Genomic DNA, 17598 nt, shown 5'->3' on the forward strand with positions numbered 1-17598 from the left:
GCGGGCTCTACCCGACAGGGGTATGCCGGCCGGCGGGGTCTACGCGGGGATGCGCAGCAGGCGGGACAGGACGGCCACGCCCCCGGCGATCGAGTGGCCGAGTGGCACGCAGCCGTCCTCGAGGGAGTCCTGGAACCGGCCGCCCACACCGATGACGACCTCGGGCTCGGCCGCGCGCAGGTGACGGACGATCGACTCCGCCGGCGGGATGTCGATGAGCCGGGGCACCGCCATGACGACCCCGCCGGCCTGGCGGGCCTCCATCGCCGTCACCCAGTCCTCGACTGGGAGGTCGGCGCCGACGTAGACCGTCGCGAGCCCGGCCCGGCGCGCCGCGACCGCGAACGCCAGCAGGCCGAGCTCGTGCCGGGAGCCCGGAGGCAGCCCGATGATGACGGTCGGCCCGTCGACCCGACCCGAGGCCGCCTCGTAGGCGGCCGCGAGACGGCGCTGGACGGCATACGACACGAGGTGCTCGCCGGCGACGGTGAGCCGGCCCTCGGCCCACGCCTCCCCGACGCGGCTCAGCGTCGGCATGAGCCAGCTGTCGACGACGTGCTCGAACGTGCCGAGGGCGAAGCGCGCGTCGAGGACGCTCGCCGCCGCCGCGGCGTCGAGCCGTTCGGCCGCGCGGACGAAGGCCTCCGCGTCGTCGCTGTCGGCCTGCGTGTGCCGGGTCGCGAGGAGCGAGACGACCGGGGCCACCGCCCCACCCATGAGCTCCGAGCGGTCGATCGTCGCGACCTCGGCGTCGGCCGGAGCCGCACGACGCTCGCCGGACAGCCGGACGAGCGTCTCCTGCGCGGCCTCGCGCGCCGACCAGCCCTCGTTGACGAGGGAGTTCATGATCGCGAGCGCGCGGACGTCGTCGGGACCGTAGAGGCGGTAGCCGCCCTCGGTCCGCTGGGGATGGACGACGCCGTAGCGCCGCTCCCAGGCACGCAGGGTCGCGACGCTGATGCCGGTCAGCTCCGCTGCCCGTTTGATGGTGTACACGCGGTCGCCTAGAGCCTCGTCAGGGCCTCGCGCAGCCCCTTCTCGGCCTCGTCGCCGAGCCGCTGGAAGGCCGGCGAGAGCAGGGGCGCGACGAACCTCGCGATCCCCTTGAGCTCGAACGCGGCGTGGTAGGTGACCGTCGTGCCCCCGTCCCCGCCCCCTCCGTCGCCGTTGGCGGCGTAGGTCCGGGCGAAGGTCATCGTGTCGTTGGCGACGACGGTGGCGTTCTCGCCGCGCAGGGCGAAGCGCTCGCCCGGGACGATGTCGGTGACGAGGTAGTCGAGCTCGGTCTCGCGGCCGAGGAACTTCGAGGTGTTGCGGTAGCGCGTGCCGACACCGCCGTCACCGGACACGACGACGGTCCGGACGGTCCCGGGGTCCCACTCGGTCGTCGTCGTGAAGTCGCTGAGGTAGGTGAACACCTCGTCGACGGGACGGTCGACGGTCACGGTACGCACGATGTCCATGGGTTCTCCAAACCTTTGACAGACCTTCGACAACCACTCTACGGTGTGGACGAACAATGGACAATCCATTGGCGGACCACCATCCGCGCAGCCAGCGGCACCGAACCACTCGGGACATGCCAGACCAGGAGGACCTCGGTGACCGTGACCGCCAGACCCACAGCCGCAGTGATCGGGGCGGGTGTCTCCGGGCTGACCGCCGCCCACGTGCTCAGCATGACCCACGACGTCACCCTCTTCGAGGCGGACACGCGCTTCGGCGGGCACGCCCACACCCACGACGTCCCCTCGGCCGGGCGGAGCCTGCGCATCGACAGCGGGTTCATCGTCCACAACGAGCGGACCTACCCCCACCTCCTGCGCCTCTTCCGGGAGCTCGGCGTCGCGACCCAGCCGACCGAGATGAGCATGTCCATCACGTGCGAGGGCTGCGGCCTGTCGTATGCCGGGGGGCGGGGTCCCAAGGGCCTCTTCGCCCAACCGTGGCGGGCCGCCGACCCGCGCCACGTGCGGATGCTGGCCGAGGTGCCGCGCTTCCACCGGGCGGCCCGGCGCCTCCTCGCCGACGACACGAGCGACCCGACGTGGGGCGAGTTCCTCGCCACCGAGGGCTTCTCGACCCACTTCGTGCGGCACTTCGCCATCCCGCTCGTGTCGTGCGTGTGGTCGTGCGGCGACCTCGACGCGACGACCTACCCGGCGCGCCACTTGTTCCGGTTCCTCGACCACCACGGGATGCTCACGGTGACCGGTTCGCCGACGTGGCGGACCGTCGTCGGCGGGTCGGGGACCTACGTCGACCGGCTCGTCGAGCGCCTGCCCGACGTCCGGCGGGACAGCCCCGTCGCGGCGGTGACGCGCCACGACGACGGCGTAGACGTCCGCGTCGAGGGGCAGCCCGTCGTCACCTTCGACCGGGCCGTCATCGCGACACACGCCGACCAGTCCCTCGAGATCCTCGCCGACGCGACACCCGACGAGAAGCGCGACCTCGGCGCGATCCGCTACTCCCGCAACACGACCTGGCTGCACCGCGACTCCTCGGTCCTTCCCCGCGCCCGCCAGGCCCGCGCGTCGTGGAACTACCGGATGCGCTCGTGCGACGCACCCGCACCCGACGTTCTGGTCAGCTACTGGATGAACAGGCTGCACGGCATACGGGACGTCGACGACCACGTCGTCACGCTCAACCCCGGTGCCCACGTCGACCCCGCCACGGTGACGGCCCGGATGACGTACGAGCACCCGGTCTTCACCCGCGAGGCCGTCGCGGCCGCGGGGCGCCTGCGGACCGCCGGCGGCGACCGGCTCGCCTTCGCCGGGGCCCACCTCGGCTGGGGCTTCCACGAGGACGGCTGCCGGTCCGGCGTCGAGGCCGCCGAGTCCCTCGGAGCGCGGTGGTGACGATGCGCGTCAGCCCGCCACCCGTCCCCGCCCTCGTCGAGGGGACCGTCACGCACTCGCGCCGCGCACCGCTGACCAACGCGTTCACGCACCCGCACTACCAGTGGCTCGTCGACGTGGACGACCTGCCCCGGTTCCCTTGGCTCCTAGGGTTTTTCGCGGGTTTCGACGCGCGGGACCACCTCGACGGGGGCCGCCTCGGCGGCGGCATCCGCGGAGACGTCGAACGATTTCTCGAGGCCCGAGGCGTGACGCTCGCCGCCGACGACCGGGTCCTCATGCTCGCCAACGCGCGGGTCCTCGGGCACGTCTTCGACCCGCTCTCCGTCTTCTGGTGCCTGCGCCCCGACGGCGAGCTCGTCGCGGTCGTCTTCGAGGTCCACAACACGTACGGCGAGCGCCACGCCTACCTCCTCGACGTCGCCGAGGACGGGACCGCCTCCGTCGACAAGGCGTTCTACGTCTCGCCCTTCAACGACGTCTCCGGCACGTATGCCGTCAGCCTCCTCCTCGACGAACGCGTCGTCGGCGTCTCGGTGCGTCTCGACCGGGACGGCGAGCGCGTCCTCACGGCCGTCACGCGCGGCACCGCCTCGCCGGCCACGCCGCGCGCCCTGCGTTCCGTCATCCGCCGCCACGGGCTCATGACCCAACGCGTCACCGCCCTCATCCGCCTGCACGGGATCCGGTTGTGGCTGCGCCGGCTGCCCGTGACGCCCCGACCACCACACCCCGAGGAAGCCGTCCGATGACCGCCCTGCCCGCCGTCACCCAGCCCATCTGCCTGCGCAAGCCGGCCCTCCGCGTCCTCTGCGTCCGCGCCCGCGTCGCCCGCGAGATCCTCGCCCAGGTCGCCCAGCGCGTCCCGGTCGACGTCCTCATGCCCGACGGGTCGCTCCTCGGGGGCGGCGCGCCCCGGGCCGACCGGCCCACCCTCGAGATCGTCCGGCCCACCGCCGTCTTCGAGCGGCTCGCTCACCACCCGAAGATCGGCATCGGCGAGGCCTACATGGCCGGCGACTGGCGCGCCGCCCCGGGGACCGACCTCGCCGAGCTGCTCCTGCCCTTCGCCGAACGCCTCACGACCGCGGTCCCGCCGCGGCTGCTCGCGCTGCGCGGGTTCGTCGACCGGCGCATCCCCGCGGCCCAGCGCAACTCGCTCCTCGGCTCGCGCAGGAACATCGAGGCCCACTACGACCTCAGCAACGAGCTCTTCGCGACGTTCCTCGACGAGACGCTGACCTACAGCTCCGCCCTGTTCGACCCGGCCCGGGCCGTGGAGGAGCAGGACCTCGCCGAGGCCCAGGTGCGCAAGGTCAACGCGATCCTCGACGAGGCCCGCGTCACCGAGGGCAGCCGCGTTCTCGAGATCGGCACCGGCTGGGGCACCCTCGCCATCGAGGCGGCCCGCCGTGGGGCCGACGTCACCTCGCTCACCCTCTCGCGCGAGCAGGCGACCCTCGCCCGCAAGCGCGTCGCCGAGGCCGGGCTCACGGACCGGGTCGACATCCGCATCGAGGACTACCGCGAGGTCGAGGGTAGCTACGACGCCATCGTCAGCGTCGAGATGATCGAGGCCGTCGGCGAGGAGTACTGGCCCGCGTACTTCCGGACGATCGACGAGCGACTCGCCCCGGGCGGGGTCGCGGCCGTCCAGGCCATCCTCATGTCGCACGAGCGGCTCATGGCGACGAAGCACTCCTACGGCTGGATCCAGAAGCACATCTTCCCGGGCGGGCTCATCCCGAGCCTGCGGGCGATCGAGGAGACGACCGCCGACCACACGGCCCTGACGGTGACCGGCGTCCACGCCTTCGGCAGGGACTACGCCGAGACCCTCCGCCGCTGGCGCGAGACGTTCACCAGCAGGTGGCCCGAGGTCCACGCGCTCGGGTTCGACGAGACCTTCCGGCGCAAGTGGGAGTTCTACCTCGCCTACTGCGAGGCCGGCTTCGCGTCGGGCTACCTCGACGTCGCCCAGGTCCGCCTCGAGCGGGCGCAGGACCGGACCGCGGGAGGCGAGGCGCCCTGATGACCCGTCGGCCGCGGCCCGGACCGGGCACCCTCCTCGTCACCCGGCAGGGAGGGGCGGCATGACGACGTCCGTCCTGTGGTTCCGCAGGGACCTGAGACTCGGCGACCACCCGGCCCTCCTCGCCGCGATCGCCGGCGCGGACGAGGTGCTGCCGCTCTTCGTCCTCGACCCGTCGCTCCTGCACGAGGGGACCCCGCGGGCCGACCGCCTCCTCGCCTCGCTCGCCGCCCTCTCCGCGTCGACGGACGGCGCGCTCGTCCTCCACCGCGGCGACCCGCGGGAGGTCGTCCCCGCGGTCGCCGCCGAGGTCGGCGCCGGCGAGGTCCACGTCTCGCGGGAGACGACGCCCTACGGCCGCCGCCGCGACGAGGCCGTCGCCGCCGCCCTCGAGGGGTCGGGACGCCGCCTCGTCCCCACCGGCACGCCGTATGCCGTCGGGCCAGGTCGCCTCCTCAACCAGGCGGGCGCGCCCTACAAGGTCTTCACCCCGTTCGCCCGGGCCTGGCGCGCGCACGGGCGGCCGGCACCGGCGCCGACCCCCGACTCGGTGCGATGGCGGCGCGGCGTCCCCTCCGAGGCCCTGCCCCCGACCACGGGCGACCCCGCCACCGACGCGGGGGAGGCAGCCGCCCTCGCCCGCTGGACGGCATACGTCCAGGGCGGTCTCACCGACTACGCGACCGAGCGCGACCGGCCCGACCTCGACACGACGAGCCGCATGTCGGTGGCCCTCAAGTACGGCGAGATCCACCCCCGGACGATGCTCGCCGACATCGCCGCCCACTCGGCCGGGCGGCTGCGTGCCACCGAGACCTACGTCAACGAGCTCGTCTGGCGGGAGTTCTACGCCGACGTGCTCTGGCACCACCCCGAGTCGGCGTGGCACGACCTGCGACCCGAGCTCTCCCGGCTCCCCTACGACGACGGCCCCGAGACCGAGGCCCGGATCGACGCGTGGCGTGAGGGGCGCACCGGGTTCCCCATCGTCGACGCGGGGATGCGCCAGCTGCTCGCCGAGGGCTGGATGCACAACCGGGTCCGGATGATCACGGCGAGCTTCCTCACCAAGGACCTCCACGTCTGGTGGCCGGTCGGGGCCCGGCACTTCCTCGCCCACCTCCTCGACGGCGACCTCGCCTCCAACAACCACGGCTGGCAGTGGGTCGCCGGGACCGGGACCGACGCCTCGCCGTACTTCCGGGTCTTCAACCCCGTCACCCAGGGCCGGAAGTTCGATCCCGACGGCGACTACGTCCGCCGCTGGGTGCCAGAGCTCCGGCACCTGCCCGGGGCGGCCGCGCACGAGCCGTGGAAGCATGCGAAGGGACACGACGCGGGCTACCCGGCACCGATCGTCGACCACGACGTCGAACGCCGGGAGGCCCTCGCCCGCTACGAGACAGCACGGAGGTGACCGTGCGCGGACCCGTCCAGGAGCTCCGGGCCTTCCTCGAGGCCGCCCTCGTCGACCCGGTCCCAGGCCAGCGACCCGACCCGCCGGCGTCCCGGATGCGGCGGCGCGTCGTCGTCGCGGCGACCTTCGTCATCGGCACGGCCGTGCTCGCCTACGCGCTGCGCATCCAGCCCGGCGACGCGCGCTTCTACGGAGCGACGCTCGCGCTCGCGGCGGTCTGGGGGATCGGGGCGATCGCGTCCGGCCCCCTCCACGTCGGCTGGGGACACACGCGGAGCGGAAGCCGCGCCCGGCCCGTCGTCCAGTCCCTCGCCCTCGGCGCGCTCCTCCTCGCGATCTTCCTCGCGGGCGCACTCGTCGTCGCCCGGTTCCCGCTGCTGCGCCAGCCCGTCGACGAGCTGCTCGACCACGCCCGGTTCGGCTCCCTGCCGGCGGTCCTCGGCATCACGATGCTCAACGGCCTCGTCGAGGAGCTCTACTTCCGCGGCGCGCTCTATGCCGCCCTGCCGACCCACCCGGTCGCCATCACGACGGTCCTCTACGCCCTGACGACGGTGGGCAGCGGCATCCCCCTGCTCGTCCTCGCCGCCGTCGCCGTCGGGGTCGTCACCGCGCTGCAGCGGCGCGTCACCGGTGGGATCCTCGCCCCGATCATCACGCACGTGACGTGGTCGACCGGGATGCTCCTGCTCCTTCCCCCCGTCCTCCAGCTGGCCAGGTGATGTGCGTGCCCCACTCCCCCGCTCCCGTCCCGACCGCACCATCGGCAGCGAGCCCGCCCGGGACCGTGCCCGACACGGCCCCCCGGACGGCGACCCGCCACGAATCCTCCACCGCCCGAACGGCGCTCGTCACGGGCGCGTCCGGGTACATCGGCGGCCACCTCGTCCCACGGCTGCTCGAGGACGGCTGGTCGGTTCGAGTCCTGACCCGCCACGCCTCTTCGCTCGACGACCGGCCCTGGCGCCGGTGGGTCGACGTCCTGGAGGGCGACGTCGCGTCCGCGGACGACATGCGGCGGGCGCTGAGCGGCATACGGACGGCGTACTACCTCGTCCACTCGATGGACGACCGGCCCGACTTCGCCCGCCGCGACCGGGAGGCGGCGACGATCTTCGCCACCGCCGCACGAGAGACCGGCGTCGAGCGGATCGTCTACCTCGGCGGCCTCCACCCCGACGACGAGGTCCTCTCCCCGCACCTCGCGTCCCGCGTCGAGGTCGGGCGGATCCTGCTCGACTCCGGCGTGCCCACCGCGGTGCTGCAAGCGGCCGTCGTGCTCGGAGACGGGTCGGCGTCGTTCGACATGCTGCGCTACCTGACCACCCGACTGCCCGCGATGATCGCGCCGAAGTGGCTCGACAACCGCATCCAGCCGATCGCGATCGACGACGTCATCACGCTCCTCGCCGGGGCCGGCAGCCTGCCCGCGGACGTCAACCGGACCTTCGACATCGGCGGGCCGGAGATCATGACGTACCGGGAGATGATCCAGCGGTTCGCCGACGTGACCGGGCGCCGCCGCCGGCCGGTCGTCACGGTCCCCGTCCTGACCCCACGCCTCGCGAGCCACTGGGTCGGGCTCGTCACGCCGATCTCGGCGGGCCTCGCCAAGCCGCTCGTCGGCAGCCTCGTCCACGAGGTCGTCGCGAAGGAGGACGACCTGCTCGACCTCGTGGTGGTCCCCGGGGGCCTCGAGGGGTTCGACACCGCCGTCCGGTCGGCGATGAAGACGGTGCGCCCCGACACGGCCCCGCGCAACCTCGCCATCGCGGTCGGTGCGACGGTCGCCTGTGCGGTCGCCGGCGGGCTCGCGACCAAGCCCGGCTCCCAGTGGTACCGCTCGCTCGACCTGCCGCCCTGGCAGCCGCCCCCCGCGACCTTCGGGCTCGTGTGGACGCCCCTCTACACGGCGATCGCGGGCAGCGCGGCGACGACGCTCAACGCCCTCGACCGGGCCGGCGACGCACCGGGGCGGAGCGCCTACCTCAAGGCGTTCGGGACCAACCTCGCCCTCAACACCGCCTGGAGCTGGCTGTTCTGGCGGGCCAGGCGCCCGGGTGTGGCGGCCTTGGAGTGCGCGGCCCTGACGGCGAGCTCGGCCGCCCTCGCCCGCCGTTCGATGGCCACGCACCGGACCGCAGGGCTCGCTCTCGTGCCGTATGCCGCGTGGACCGGTTTCGCGACCGTGCTCTCCACGGCGATCGCCCGGCGAAACCGCCGGCGCTAGGTCTCGATGCGGGTCGCTAGTGCTCTCTAGGTCTGGGGCAAGAGTGCGTTAGAGGCGGCTACGTTCCGGCTGACGACCACGAGCTCGGCCGTCTGGGCCCGGTCGGGCGCGAGGAGCCCGTGCGGTGGGCGATCGTGGTCGTCAGGCGGAACGCGCTCACGCCGAGGCCGAGTCGCCGGTGAAGGTCCGGCGGTACTGCAGGGGCGCGACCCCTAGCTGCCGCTGGAAGTGGTGGCGCAGGACCGCCGCCGTGCCGAAGCCGCTGCGCTGCGCGATCCGCTCGACATCGAGGCCGGTCGTCTCGAGGAGGTGTCGCGCCCGGAGCACCCGCTGGGCCGTCAGCCACTGGTGCGGGGTCGTGCCGACCTCCTGGCTGAAACGCCGCGCGAACGTCCGCTCGGACATGGTCGCCCGGGCAGCGAGCGACGGGACCGAGTGCTCCTCGTCGAGGTGCTCGATGACCCAGTCCATGACGTCCTGAAGGCCGTCGCACGGCTCGGTCGGCACCGGCGCCTCGACGAACTGGCGCTGCCCTCCCGCCCGGTGCGGGGGCACGACCATCCGGCGGGCGATGCGGTTGGCGACCTCCGACCCGTACTCGGTCCGGACGAGATGGAGGCAGGCGTCGATCCCCGCGGCGGTGCCTGCGCTCGTCACCACCGGTCCGTCCTCGACGTAGAGGACGTCGAGGTCGACGGAGGCGAGGGGGTGGCGCTCGGCGAGCTGAGCGGCATACCGCCAGTGCGTCGCGCACGCACGGCCGTCCAGCAACCCTGCCGCGCCGAGGGTGAAGGCGCCCGAGCAGACCGAGAGGACCCGCGCTCCGCGCTCCACGGCGATCCGAAGGACGTCGAGGACGGCCTCGTCAGCCGGCCCGTCAGCCAGAGCGTCGGTCGAGCCGCCGGGGACCGCGACGAGGTCGGCGTCCAGGGCGGCGTCGAGGGAGTTTGGTGCCACGATCCCGATGCCCGTCGTCGACCGGAGCACCTCTCCCGGGCGCGAGGAGCAGACTCGGAAGTCGAAGGCCGGCACCCCGTCGTCGGTGCGGTCGATCCCGAACACCTCGCAGAGCACGCCCAGCTCGAACGTGGCGACCGGCTCCTGGATGACGACGGCGATGGTTCGCAGCATGGTTCGAGTATGGCAGGAAATTCACGTACAGTGTCGGTCCTGCCACTCGTGGCAGCATCACGATGCGCGCAGACTTTCTGCCATGAACACCGTCGTCTTCATCCTCATGATCATCGCCATCGTCGCCGCCACCGGCCCCGCACACCGACGCACCGCGCGCCTCCCCCATGCCCCGTTCGGCTCGGACGTCGTCGACGTGGACCTCGAGCGCGTCCTCCACGACACGAACGCCGGGACGTCGACTCGCTCGTGACGGCCCGCCGGACATAAGTTACGCTTCTTTCTATGCCAATACATGGTTATGGGATGCGATGTCCCGTCCACTCCGCCTGACCTGACCGCCGGCTGGCGACAGACCGGGTCCGGAATGCCGCGACCCGGCCCAGCCCCAGGCCCAGCCCCAGGCCCAGCCCCTGGCCCAGCCACGCGACGCAGCCACGCGACGCGCAGCCACCCGGCTCAGCCCCGCGACGCAGCCACGCGGCTCGGACACCTTCCGCGACAGCCCGCCCAGCGGCATACGCACCGACATCGCCCACTTTCGCCCCGAGAGGCCCCTGACCATGAGCACCATCTCCCGCACGCCCATCGCCATCGCCGAGACGGCACGCCGGCTCGCCCGCCACCGTGCCCTCTGGCAGCCCCGCGTCGACTTCGACCCGGTCACGCGCTACTACGCCCGGCTCGCGGCCGAACCCGACCACGAGGCCTGGCTGCTCACGTGGCTGCCCGGCCAGGGCACCCCGTGGCACGACCACGGAGGCAGCTCCGGCTCCTTCGTCATCCTCCAGGGCGTGCTGACCGAGGAGGTCGCCGGCTACCGCGCCGCGGCCGACCTCGACGACGTCCGCCGTGCGTCCGGACCCGCCGTCACCCTGAGCCCCGGCGACCAGCGCACGTTCGGACGCCGGCACCTCCACCGCGTCACGAATATCGGTCCCGATCCAGCCGTCAGCCTGCACGTCTACGCACCTAGGCTCACCGTCATGACGAACTACGAGGAGGTGGAGGGCGTTCTCGAGGCCGCCGAGAACGCCCGGGCGGGGGTGGACTGGTGACGGCGTCGGCGGCGACACCGGGGCGCACCGCGAGGACCATCGCGGAGGTGCTGGCCGAGGCGCGCGGTCGACTCCACCGCCTGACCCCCGCCGAGGCTGAGCTGGCCGCGGCGCGCGGTGCGGTCGTCGTCGACATCCGCCCCAGCGAGCAGCGCCGCGAGCACGGGGAGCTCGACCTCGCCATCCCGATCGAACGGAACGTGCTCGAGTGGCGCCTCGACCCGTCGAGCGACGCCGCGCTGCCGTTCGCCGGCCATGACCTCGAAGTCATCGTGCTCTGCCAGGAGGGGTACACCTCCAGCCTCGCGGCCGCCGCGTTGCAGGACCTCGGCATCGACCGGGCCACCGACGTCATCGGCGGGTATGCCGCGTGGCGGGCCCACGCTGAGGCCCTGGCCTCCGAGGCCGGGGAGGGCGCGGAGGCCAGGGAGGACTCGCCGGTCGACCCTGAGCCGTGATCTGAGGTAGGCGCCGGGCAGGTGAGCCACGGATCTGAGGTAGTCGAGCCCCCATAGATAGGGAGCACACCCGATGTGGGGGCCTACCTCAGAAGCCGAATCTGGAGAAGTCCAACCAGCAACGGCACGAAGGAAGCTCACCATGAACATCTACGCCTACGGCGACGTGCGACTCGTCAAGGCCGAGCTCGACAGCCGGTACCTCGCGGGGCACATCCGCCGCGAGCGCCCGGAATCCTCGCTCCAGGTCATCCGTCGGAGCCTCGCCCGAGCCAGGCGGCTCGAGCTGCCCCGCGACTGATCGCCGGCGATGACGACCGAGATCGCCCCGCTGTCAGTGGTGTGGTCGATAATTCAGGCCATGCCACTGCGCAGCGGGGCCCTCATCGGCCGAGGCGACGACCTCGCCCGACTCAGTGACGCCACCGGCCTCGACGAGAGGCGCGGTGGCGTCGTCGTGCTGTCCGGAGATGCCGGCATCGGCAAGACCCGACTGCTGTCCCAGCTCGAGACCGACGCGGCGGACCGCGGCTGGCTCACCGCGATGGGGCACTGCGTCGGGCAGGCCGGGAGCGCCCTCGCCTACCTCCCCTTCGTCGAGCTCCTCGGCAACCTCGACTCGGCGCGCCCCGAGACCGTCGAGCGCGTGCTCGCCACGCACCCGAGCCTCGGACATCTGCTGCCCGGGCGACGAGACGCCGCCCAGTCCCAGGCTGCGCCCGGTGGGCCCGGCTCGACGGCGGAGCCCGGCCAGGTGGCCGAGTCCGTGCACGCGCTGCTCTCGGAGCTCGGCGCGGAGGAGCCGACGCTGGTCATGGTCGAAGACGTCCACTGGGCCGACCACTCCTCGCGAGACCTCCTGACCCTCCTGATGACCCGCGGGTTCACGACGCCCGTCGCCCTCGTCGTGACCTACCGCTCCGACGACCTCCACCGCCGCCACCCGCTCCACGAGACCCTCGCCGTGTGGGCCCGGATCGCCGGGGTCGAGCACATCGAGCTCGCACCCCTGCCCCCCGAGGCGGTCCGCGAGCTCGTCGCCGGTCTCGAGGGCGCCCCGACCGACGTCGTCACCGCCGGTGAGATCGCCCGGCGTGCCGAGGGCAACCCCTTCTTCGCGGAGGAGCTCGTCGCGAGCGCCGCCGCGGGCCAGATGCTCACCGGGGGCCTCTCCCGCGTGCTCCGCTCCCGCGTCGAGCAGCTCGACGAGACCGCCCAGCAGGTCGTTCGGATCATCGCCCTGTCCGGGCGTCAGATCGGCCACGACCTCCTGGCCCGAGTGTCGGGGCTGCCCGACGACGTCCTCGACCGGGCGGTGGCCGAAGCCGTCGAGCACTACGTGATCGAGGCCTGCTGGCCGCCCTCCTACACCTTCCGCCACGCGCTCCTCGGCGAGACCGTGGCCGACATGCTCCTGCCGGGAGAGCGGCTGCGCCTACACCGGGCGTATGCCGCCGTGCTGGCCGAGCGTCCCGACCTCGCTCCCGCGTCGGAGCTGGCCCGGCACTCCGCCGCGGTGGGAGACCTGCCGACCGCCGTGGCCGCGAGCCGGGCCGCCGCCGAGGCCGCGCTCGCCGTCGGCGGACCACAGGATGCGCTCCAGCACCTCGAACGGGCCCTCAGCTGGCTCGACGAAGACGACACCGAGCGCGACGAGGTGACCCTCCGCGCCTCTGTCGCCGCGATGGTGGCGGGTGAGCCGGTGCGCGCCGTCGACCTGCTCCGCGACCGGCTCGACCACCCCGGCAGCAAGCAGCGCCCCGAGGCTCGCGCCGATCTCCTGGCGGCGCTCGTCGTCCGGGCCCGGTCCATCGACCTGCCCATCGATCCGCTGGCGCTGACGAGGGAGGCGGTCGGGCTGATCGACGAGGACGTCGCCGGTGAGGTGCGTGTGCGGGTGCTCGTCGCGCACCTGCAGGCTCTCGTCGACGCCGGTCAGTTCGTCGAGGCGGCGCTCGTCGGCAACGAGGTCGCCCTGCTCGCCGAGCGGCTCGGCATGGGCGGCTCCCTCGTGGAGGTCCGGACGATCTTCGCCCGGGTCGTCGAGGCTCAGGAAGACCTCGACTCGGTCGAGCGGCACCTGCGCTCCATCGTCGCCGACCTGCCGGTCGACGACCCCCTGCTCCTACGTGCGCAGCACCAGCTCGCGTCGATCATCCACCGTCGTGGCGACCTGCCCGCCTCGTTCGCGAGCTATGACGCCGGGGCCGAGGTGGCTCGCCGCCTGCACCGCGAGTGGGCCCCCTGGGGGCAGGAGTCGCGGCTCCTCGCGGGGATGACGGCCTACGAGCTCGGCGACTGGGACGGCGCCGTTCGGCGGCTCGACCTCGGTGGCCGGCCCGCGCCGCAGCCCGGGCGATCGCTCTTCACCGGCGCCCTGTTGAGCATCCGGGCCGGACGCGGCGAAGAGGTCGACCCCGCGGTCTTCGAGGAGATCCGCGAGTGGTGGCCCGTCGACGGCATGTGTGTCGTGCTGTCGGTCATGTCAGGTGTCGACATCCTGGGCCAGGCGGGCGACTTCGAGGGCCTGATCGAGCTGACCAACGCGGCGACCCGGGCTCTCGACCGGATCTGGGGCGAGTACCACGCCGTCGTCCGGCTCGCCGCCCTCGTGTCGGGGCAGACCGCTTCGGCGGTGGCTCACGTCGATGCGGCGATGCGCGATCGGCTGATCGCCCTTTCCGACGAGCTCACGGTTCGGGCCCGAAGGATCGGGACCGTGGGGCCCGTCGTCGAGGGTGCGAGCAAGCCGATGTTCGAACGGCCGCCGGGCGAGGACCTCTCGGAGACGAGCCGCGAGACGTGGGCCTGGCTGTCCAGGGTCGAGGCGGAGGCGCTTCGTCTGCGGTGGCGCTCCGGCAGCGGTGAGCCACCGACGACCGGCGAGATGGTTGACGCCTGGCAAAGGAGCGTCGCGGCATTCGAACGCTATGGCCATGTCTTCGAGACCGCCCGATCTCAGGCCCGGCTGGCTGCTGCATTGCACGCACATGGTGACGAAGCCGGCTCGCGGGCGGCGGCGGACGCAGCTCGAGAGGTCGCGGAGCGCCTCGGCGCGAAGCCGCTCCTCGCCGAGCTCGCCACGCTTCGCCAATCCGGTTCCCCGGGCGGCGGCACTGGCGACTCGTCGCTGACGCCGCGCGAGGTCGAGGTGCTCGCCCTGCTCGCTCGCGGTCTCTCGAACGGCCAGATCGGCAAGCAGCTCTACATCAGCACGAAGACGGTGAGCGTCCACGTCTCCAACCTGCTCGCCAAGCTCGGCGCCGCCGGTCGAACCGAGGCCGCCGCCATCGCTCGCGACCGGGGGCTGGTTTAGGACCCCACCACCCCTACGTCACTGCCCACCAATCGTGAGCAGTGACGTAGGCGCGGGCACTCACCCCGGACCCCTACGGCGCTGCCCACCAATCGTGAGCAGTGCCGTAGCGCCGGCGGCTAGGTGGGTATGCCCGCGGCCTCCGCGGCGCGGACTCGGGAACGGCGTAGTCCCGGCGTCAGCGCCAGGGTGGCCGCGACGGAGGCGAGGGCCATGAGGGCCATCGCCTGTGCCGCCGACCCGACGCGAGCCGCTTCACCGCCCCCGGTCTGGTGGGTCAGGAGCTGGGCCACGACGCCGCCGAGCAGGGCGCCGAACGCCTGACCGACCATGAGCCCGGTGCCGTTGAGCCCGAACACCTGGCCGCGAACGTCCCCCTCGGTTCGCTCGACGAGCCGCTCCTGCAGCGGCAGGCTGGCGCAGTAGCCGACCGACGCGACAAACGCGAGGCCCGCAGCAGCCGGAACCGACGGGACCAGGAAGAAGGCCAGGTAGGGCACCGCCAACAACAACCGCAACGGTTCGATCAGCCTGTCCCGCAACGCAGCCGGGACGAATCTCCCCACCACGACATCACCCGTCAGCATCCCTGCTGCGCTCGCAGCGAAGAGGTACCCGGCGCGACTTCCGGCATACGGCACGAAGAGGGCCTCGCATCCGACGATGAGCCCGTTGGGCACCCAGAGGCTGAGGAAGACCGGGCGGATGACCGGTGACCCCAGCAGTCTCCGGTTCACCTCACGGGTCCGACGCACGAGGGACGCCCCAGCCGCCCGAGGCGGGTGGTCGCCGAGGCCGAGGCGGACGAGCAGAGCTGCGAGCGCCAGGCCACCGGCGGCCCCGAGGAAGAGCTGCGACGTCGGGACGTGCAGCTGCAACAGGCCCGCCACCCCGAACCCGACGACCTGCATGACGCCCACCGCGATGTTCATCGTCGCCCGACCGAGGATGAACGCCTCAGTGGGCAGGACATCGGACATGAGCGCGATCAGGCTCCCGCCGAGCGCCGAGGTGATGAGCGGCGGCAGGGCGAGCAGGGCGAACCTCCACCCCCACAGCAGGTCCGGGATCGCCTGAAGGACGTTCGCGCCCAGGCTGGCGAGCGCGATGAGGATGAGCGCACGTCGTGGCCGGACGAGGTCCGAGCCCGATCCGAACCACGACTGCCCCAGAATGCGAACGAGGGGCGCACCGAACATCGACAGGGCCGTCGGGATCGCGGACCCGGTGGCGGCGAAGGTGATCGTCCCGAGCGCGAGGCTCGACACGGCATACGCACCGACGTTGAGGCACTGGACGAGGAAGAGGACCCGGAACGCACCGACGGAGAACAGCTCGCGATACGTCTTCACCGGCCCGAGGATGGCGTTCAACGAGAGGGGGTCGGTAATCTTTCGGATGGAGGCGAAAGATGGGGACGTGGCAGATCTCGGCCGACCTGCTCGCGCGGAGCCGGTTCGTGGTGTCCGCGCGGATCGAGGCGTGCGGCGTCCTCAACGACCTCGTCCGCCCGTCGGACCCGGCCGGGCGGGCGCTCGCGGTGGGTCACCGGGAGGCGTTCGAGGCCATGCTCACTGCTCACCCGGCGCGGCGGGCAGTCCTCGACCACAACTGGCGTCGCGGCTGGATCTCCGACTGGCTCAGCCTGCCTCCGACCGCCGCCGACCTGCCCTTCAAGGTGGAGCTCGAAGAGATCCGCCGCCTCGGTGACGATCGCGTCCGCGCCGAGCTCCGCGAGGTGCGCCCGGACCGCCCGCTCCCCCCGATCCTCCTCGAGCCGGGAACGGCCGAGCACGCGGCCGCCCTCCTCTCCTGGGTGTGGACCCACGTCCTCTCCTCCGACTGGGCGCGGCGACGACGGATCCTCCACGCGGACATCGTCTCCCGGACGGCGCGGCTCGCGAGCCACGGCTGGGCAGCGGTCCTGCGCGACCTCGGCCGCGACCGCGAGTGGCTCGGTGACGGACAGCTCCGGATCAACCGCTACGACCTGGCGTCCCGCATCCTCGACGACGACGCCGAGCTCTTCTTCGTCCCCGTGCACGGCACGGCGACGTGGGTGGGCTGGGACCTGCCTCGCCGGTATGCCGTCTACTACCCCGTCACGGGAGCACTCGCCACCGTCGACGGGCGAGCCGCCGGCGGCTTGTCCCAGCTCGTCGGCCGCCCCCGGGCCCGGCTCCTGCTCGCCCTCGAGACACCCGCCAGCACGACGGGGCTGGTCGCCACGACGGGTATGCCGCTCGGCTCGGTCGGCGACCACCTCAAGGTCCTGCTGGCGTCTGGCGCAGTCCTGCGCCGGAGGTCGGGGCGCGAGGTGCTCTACTGGCGAACCGGCCTGGGCGACGCGCTCGTCGCGGCCGGCTCAGCCTGACGACCGGCCCCGGTCTCCCGGTTTCGCCTGCTCGGCCTCGCCCCGGCCGGAGTGCTCAGGCCAGCGCAGCGGCGACGAGGGCCTCGGCGGACGCCTTGGCGGCAGCGGGGGCGTCGGGGTCGGCGTCAAGGGCCCCGCTCGCGAGCCCGCCGTCGAGGAGCAGCGTCAGCGATCGGGCCAGGACCTGGGGGTTCGCCGCGCCGGCCCGGGACGCGAGCCCGGTGACCCAGTCGAGGACGGCGGCCTTGTGGGCAACGGTCCGGTCATGGACGGGCGTCCCCGGCTGCGACTCCGCCGCCGCGTTGATGAACGCGCAGCCGCGGTAGCCGTCCTGGCGACAGGCCGATGACAGGGCGTCGAAGAGCCCGACGAGCTGGTCGGCCGGTGCCGGACCGGCAGCCTCGGCGGCGTCGTGCAGCTGGCCCGACCAGATCCCGTCGACCGTGTCGAGGTAGGCGACGACGAGGTCGTCCTTGGCCGGGAAGTGCTTGTAGAACGTCGCCTTCGCCACACCGGACTCGGCGATGATCAGGTCGACACCGACCGCGCGGATCCCCTTGGCGTAGAAGAGCCGGAAGGCGGTGTCGAGGATCCGCTGGCGAGCCGACCCGGTGCGCGGGGTCGCGACCGCCGCCGCCGGAGGCGAGACCTCGGGCGCACCGCGGCCGGCGTGCGCTGCAGGGTGTTCAGCCAGGGGATCCATGCCTCCATTGAA

At 72.8% G+C, this 17598-nt stretch carries 17 protein-coding genes; 12 read left to right on the forward strand and 5 right to left on the reverse strand.

The features are described from left to right. Positions 1–39: 39 nt before the first annotated feature. Together N865_RS06310 and N865_RS06315 are read right to left on the reverse strand one after the other, a co-directional pair. Positions 40–996 carry a MerR family transcriptional regulator gene (locus N865_RS06310; protein WP_034803006.1) on the reverse strand — a complete coding sequence of 319 codons (957 nt, stop codon included), beginning with the start codon at positions 994–996 and terminating at the stop codon, positions 40–42. An 8-nt stretch (positions 997–1004) separates the two neighbouring features. Then, positions 1005–1463 (reverse strand): SRPBCC family protein, encoded by a 459-nt coding sequence (locus N865_RS06315; protein ID WP_034803009.1) that lies wholly within the window; start codon positions 1461–1463, stop codon positions 1005–1007. A 138-nt stretch (positions 1464–1601) separates the two neighbouring features. On the opposite strand from N865_RS06315, the gene N865_RS06320 reads away from it, so the two are divergent. The 6 genes from N865_RS06320 to N865_RS06345 all read left to right on the forward strand — a co-directional run bounded on the left by N865_RS06320 (position 1602) and on the right by N865_RS06345 (position 8546). Further along, positions 1602–2867, forward strand: a complete 1266-nt coding sequence (locus N865_RS06320) for an NAD(P)/FAD-dependent oxidoreductase (RefSeq protein WP_084328001.1) — start codon at positions 1602–1604, stop codon at positions 2865–2867. 2 nt (positions 2868–2869) lie between these two features. Continuing rightward, positions 2870–3619 (forward strand): DUF1365 domain-containing protein, encoded by a 750-nt coding sequence (locus N865_RS06325; RefSeq protein WP_034803142.1) that lies wholly within the window; start codon positions 2870–2872, stop codon positions 3617–3619. Next, positions 3616–4899, forward strand: a complete 1284-nt coding sequence (locus tag N865_RS06330; protein ID WP_051510265.1) for an SAM-dependent methyltransferase — start codon at positions 3616–3618, stop codon at positions 4897–4899. Before N865_RS06325 ends, N865_RS06330 begins: the two co-directional genes overlap by 4 nt. A 61-nt stretch (positions 4900–4960) precedes the next feature. Then, a complete protein-coding gene (locus N865_RS06335; protein ID WP_034803012.1) occupies positions 4961–6316 on the forward strand; it encodes a cryptochrome/photolyase family protein in 1356 nt (451 codons plus the stop codon). A 2-nt stretch (positions 6317–6318) separates the two neighbouring features. Further along, positions 6319–7038, forward strand: coding sequence for a CPBP family intramembrane glutamic endopeptidase (locus N865_RS06340; protein WP_034803147.1), 720 nt, complete (start codon positions 6319–6321; stop codon positions 7036–7038). 5 nt (positions 7039–7043) lie between these two features. Further along, on the forward strand, positions 7044–8546 hold the full coding sequence (locus N865_RS06345; protein ID WP_245603689.1) for a tryptophan-rich sensory protein: 1503 nt from the start codon (positions 7044–7046) through the stop codon (positions 8544–8546). Positions 8547–8702: 156 nt separating this feature from the next. Here N865_RS06345 and N865_RS06350 read toward each other — a convergent pair whose 3' ends face one another. Continuing rightward, positions 8703–9677: a helix-turn-helix domain-containing protein gene (locus N865_RS06350; protein WP_034803018.1), complete on the reverse strand. Its 975-nt coding sequence runs from the start codon at positions 9675–9677 to the stop codon at positions 8703–8705. A gap of 82 nt (positions 9678–9759) precedes the next feature. Between N865_RS06350 and N865_RS22655 the strand changes: the two genes are divergently transcribed. The 5 genes from N865_RS22655 (at position 9760) to N865_RS23715 (ending at position 14509) form a co-directional block, all read left to right on the forward strand. After that, positions 9760–9930: a hypothetical protein gene (locus N865_RS22655; RefSeq protein ID WP_157557587.1), complete on the forward strand. Its 171-nt coding sequence runs from the start codon at positions 9760–9762 to the stop codon at positions 9928–9930. Positions 9931–10240: 310 nt separating this feature from the next. Further along, positions 10241–10735, forward strand: coding sequence for a cysteine dioxygenase (locus N865_RS06355; protein ID WP_034803021.1), 495 nt, complete (start codon positions 10241–10243; stop codon positions 10733–10735). After that, positions 10732–11193 carry a rhodanese-like domain-containing protein gene (locus N865_RS06360; RefSeq protein WP_051510266.1) on the forward strand — a complete coding sequence of 154 codons (462 nt, stop codon included), beginning with the start codon at positions 10732–10734 and terminating at the stop codon, positions 11191–11193. The genes N865_RS06355 and N865_RS06360 overlap by 4 nt, the downstream gene beginning before the upstream one ends. A gap of 142 nt (positions 11194–11335) precedes the next feature. After that, positions 11336–11494 (forward strand): hypothetical protein, encoded by a 159-nt coding sequence (locus N865_RS22660; protein ID WP_157557588.1) that lies wholly within the window; start codon positions 11336–11338, stop codon positions 11492–11494. 60 nt (positions 11495–11554) lie between these two features. Next, positions 11555–14509 carry a helix-turn-helix transcriptional regulator gene (locus tag N865_RS23715; protein ID WP_034803024.1) on the forward strand — a complete coding sequence of 985 codons (2955 nt, stop codon included), beginning with the start codon at positions 11555–11557 and terminating at the stop codon, positions 14507–14509. 119 nt (positions 14510–14628) lie between these two features. Here the strand turns inward: N865_RS23715 and N865_RS06370 are convergent, their stop codons facing one another. After that, positions 14629–15861, reverse strand: coding sequence for an MFS transporter (locus N865_RS06370; RefSeq protein ID WP_034803152.1), 1233 nt, complete (start codon positions 15859–15861; stop codon positions 14629–14631). Between the two features lie 59 nt (positions 15862–15920). On the opposite strand from N865_RS06370, the gene N865_RS06375 reads away from it, so the two are divergent. Beyond that, positions 15921–16883 carry an ArsR/SmtB family transcription factor gene (locus N865_RS06375; RefSeq protein ID WP_034803026.1) on the forward strand — a complete coding sequence of 321 codons (963 nt, stop codon included), beginning with the start codon at positions 15921–15923 and terminating at the stop codon, positions 16881–16883. Between the two features lie 55 nt (positions 16884–16938). On the opposite strand, the gene N865_RS06380 is transcribed toward N865_RS06375, so the two are convergent. Further along, the gene (locus N865_RS06380) at positions 16939–17586 is read right to left on the reverse strand and encodes a TetR/AcrR family transcriptional regulator (protein WP_084328004.1); all 648 of its coding nucleotides are present in this window, start codon (positions 17584–17586) and stop codon (positions 16939–16941) included. Positions 17587–17598: the final 12 nt, after the last annotated feature.

The sequence above is a fragment of the Intrasporangium oryzae NRRL B-24470 genome (assembly GCF_000576595.1).
Lineage (GTDB): Bacteria > Actinomycetota > Actinomycetes > Actinomycetales > Dermatophilaceae > Intrasporangium_C > Intrasporangium_C oryzae.

Coding starts and splice junctions, on each gene's coding strand:
- N865_RS06315 (WP_034803009.1), bottom strand. CDS start 1,463: ATGGACATCGTGCGTACCGTGACCGTCGACCGTCCCGTCGACGAGGTG.
- N865_RS06325 (WP_034803142.1), top strand. CDS start 2,870: ATGCGCGTCAGCCCGCCACCCGTCCCCGCCCTCGTCGAGGGGACCGTC.
- N865_RS06330 (WP_051510265.1), top strand. CDS start 3,616: ATGACCGCCCTGCCCGCCGTCACCCAGCCCATCTGCCTGCGCAAGCCG.
- N865_RS06335 (WP_034803012.1), top strand. CDS start 4,961: ATGACGACGTCCGTCCTGTGGTTCCGCAGGGACCTGAGACTCGGCGAC.
- N865_RS06350 (WP_034803018.1), bottom strand. CDS start 9,677: ATGCTGCGAACCATCGCCGTCGTCATCCAGGAGCCGGTCGCCACGTTC.
- N865_RS22655 (WP_157557587.1), top strand. CDS start 9,760: ATGAACACCGTCGTCTTCATCCTCATGATCATCGCCATCGTCGCCGCC.
- N865_RS06355 (WP_034803021.1), top strand. CDS start 10,241: ATGAGCACCATCTCCCGCACGCCCATCGCCATCGCCGAGACGGCACGC.
- N865_RS22660 (WP_157557588.1), top strand. CDS start 11,336: ATGAACATCTACGCCTACGGCGACGTGCGACTCGTCAAGGCCGAGCTC.
- N865_RS23715 (WP_034803024.1), top strand. CDS start 11,555: ATGCCACTGCGCAGCGGGGCCCTCATCGGCCGAGGCGACGACCTCGCC.
- N865_RS06375 (WP_034803026.1), top strand. CDS start 15,921: ATGGGGACGTGGCAGATCTCGGCCGACCTGCTCGCGCGGAGCCGGTTC.
- N865_RS06380 (WP_084328004.1), bottom strand. CDS start 17,586: ATGGATCCCCTGGCTGAACACCCTGCAGCGCACGCCGGCCGCGGTGCG.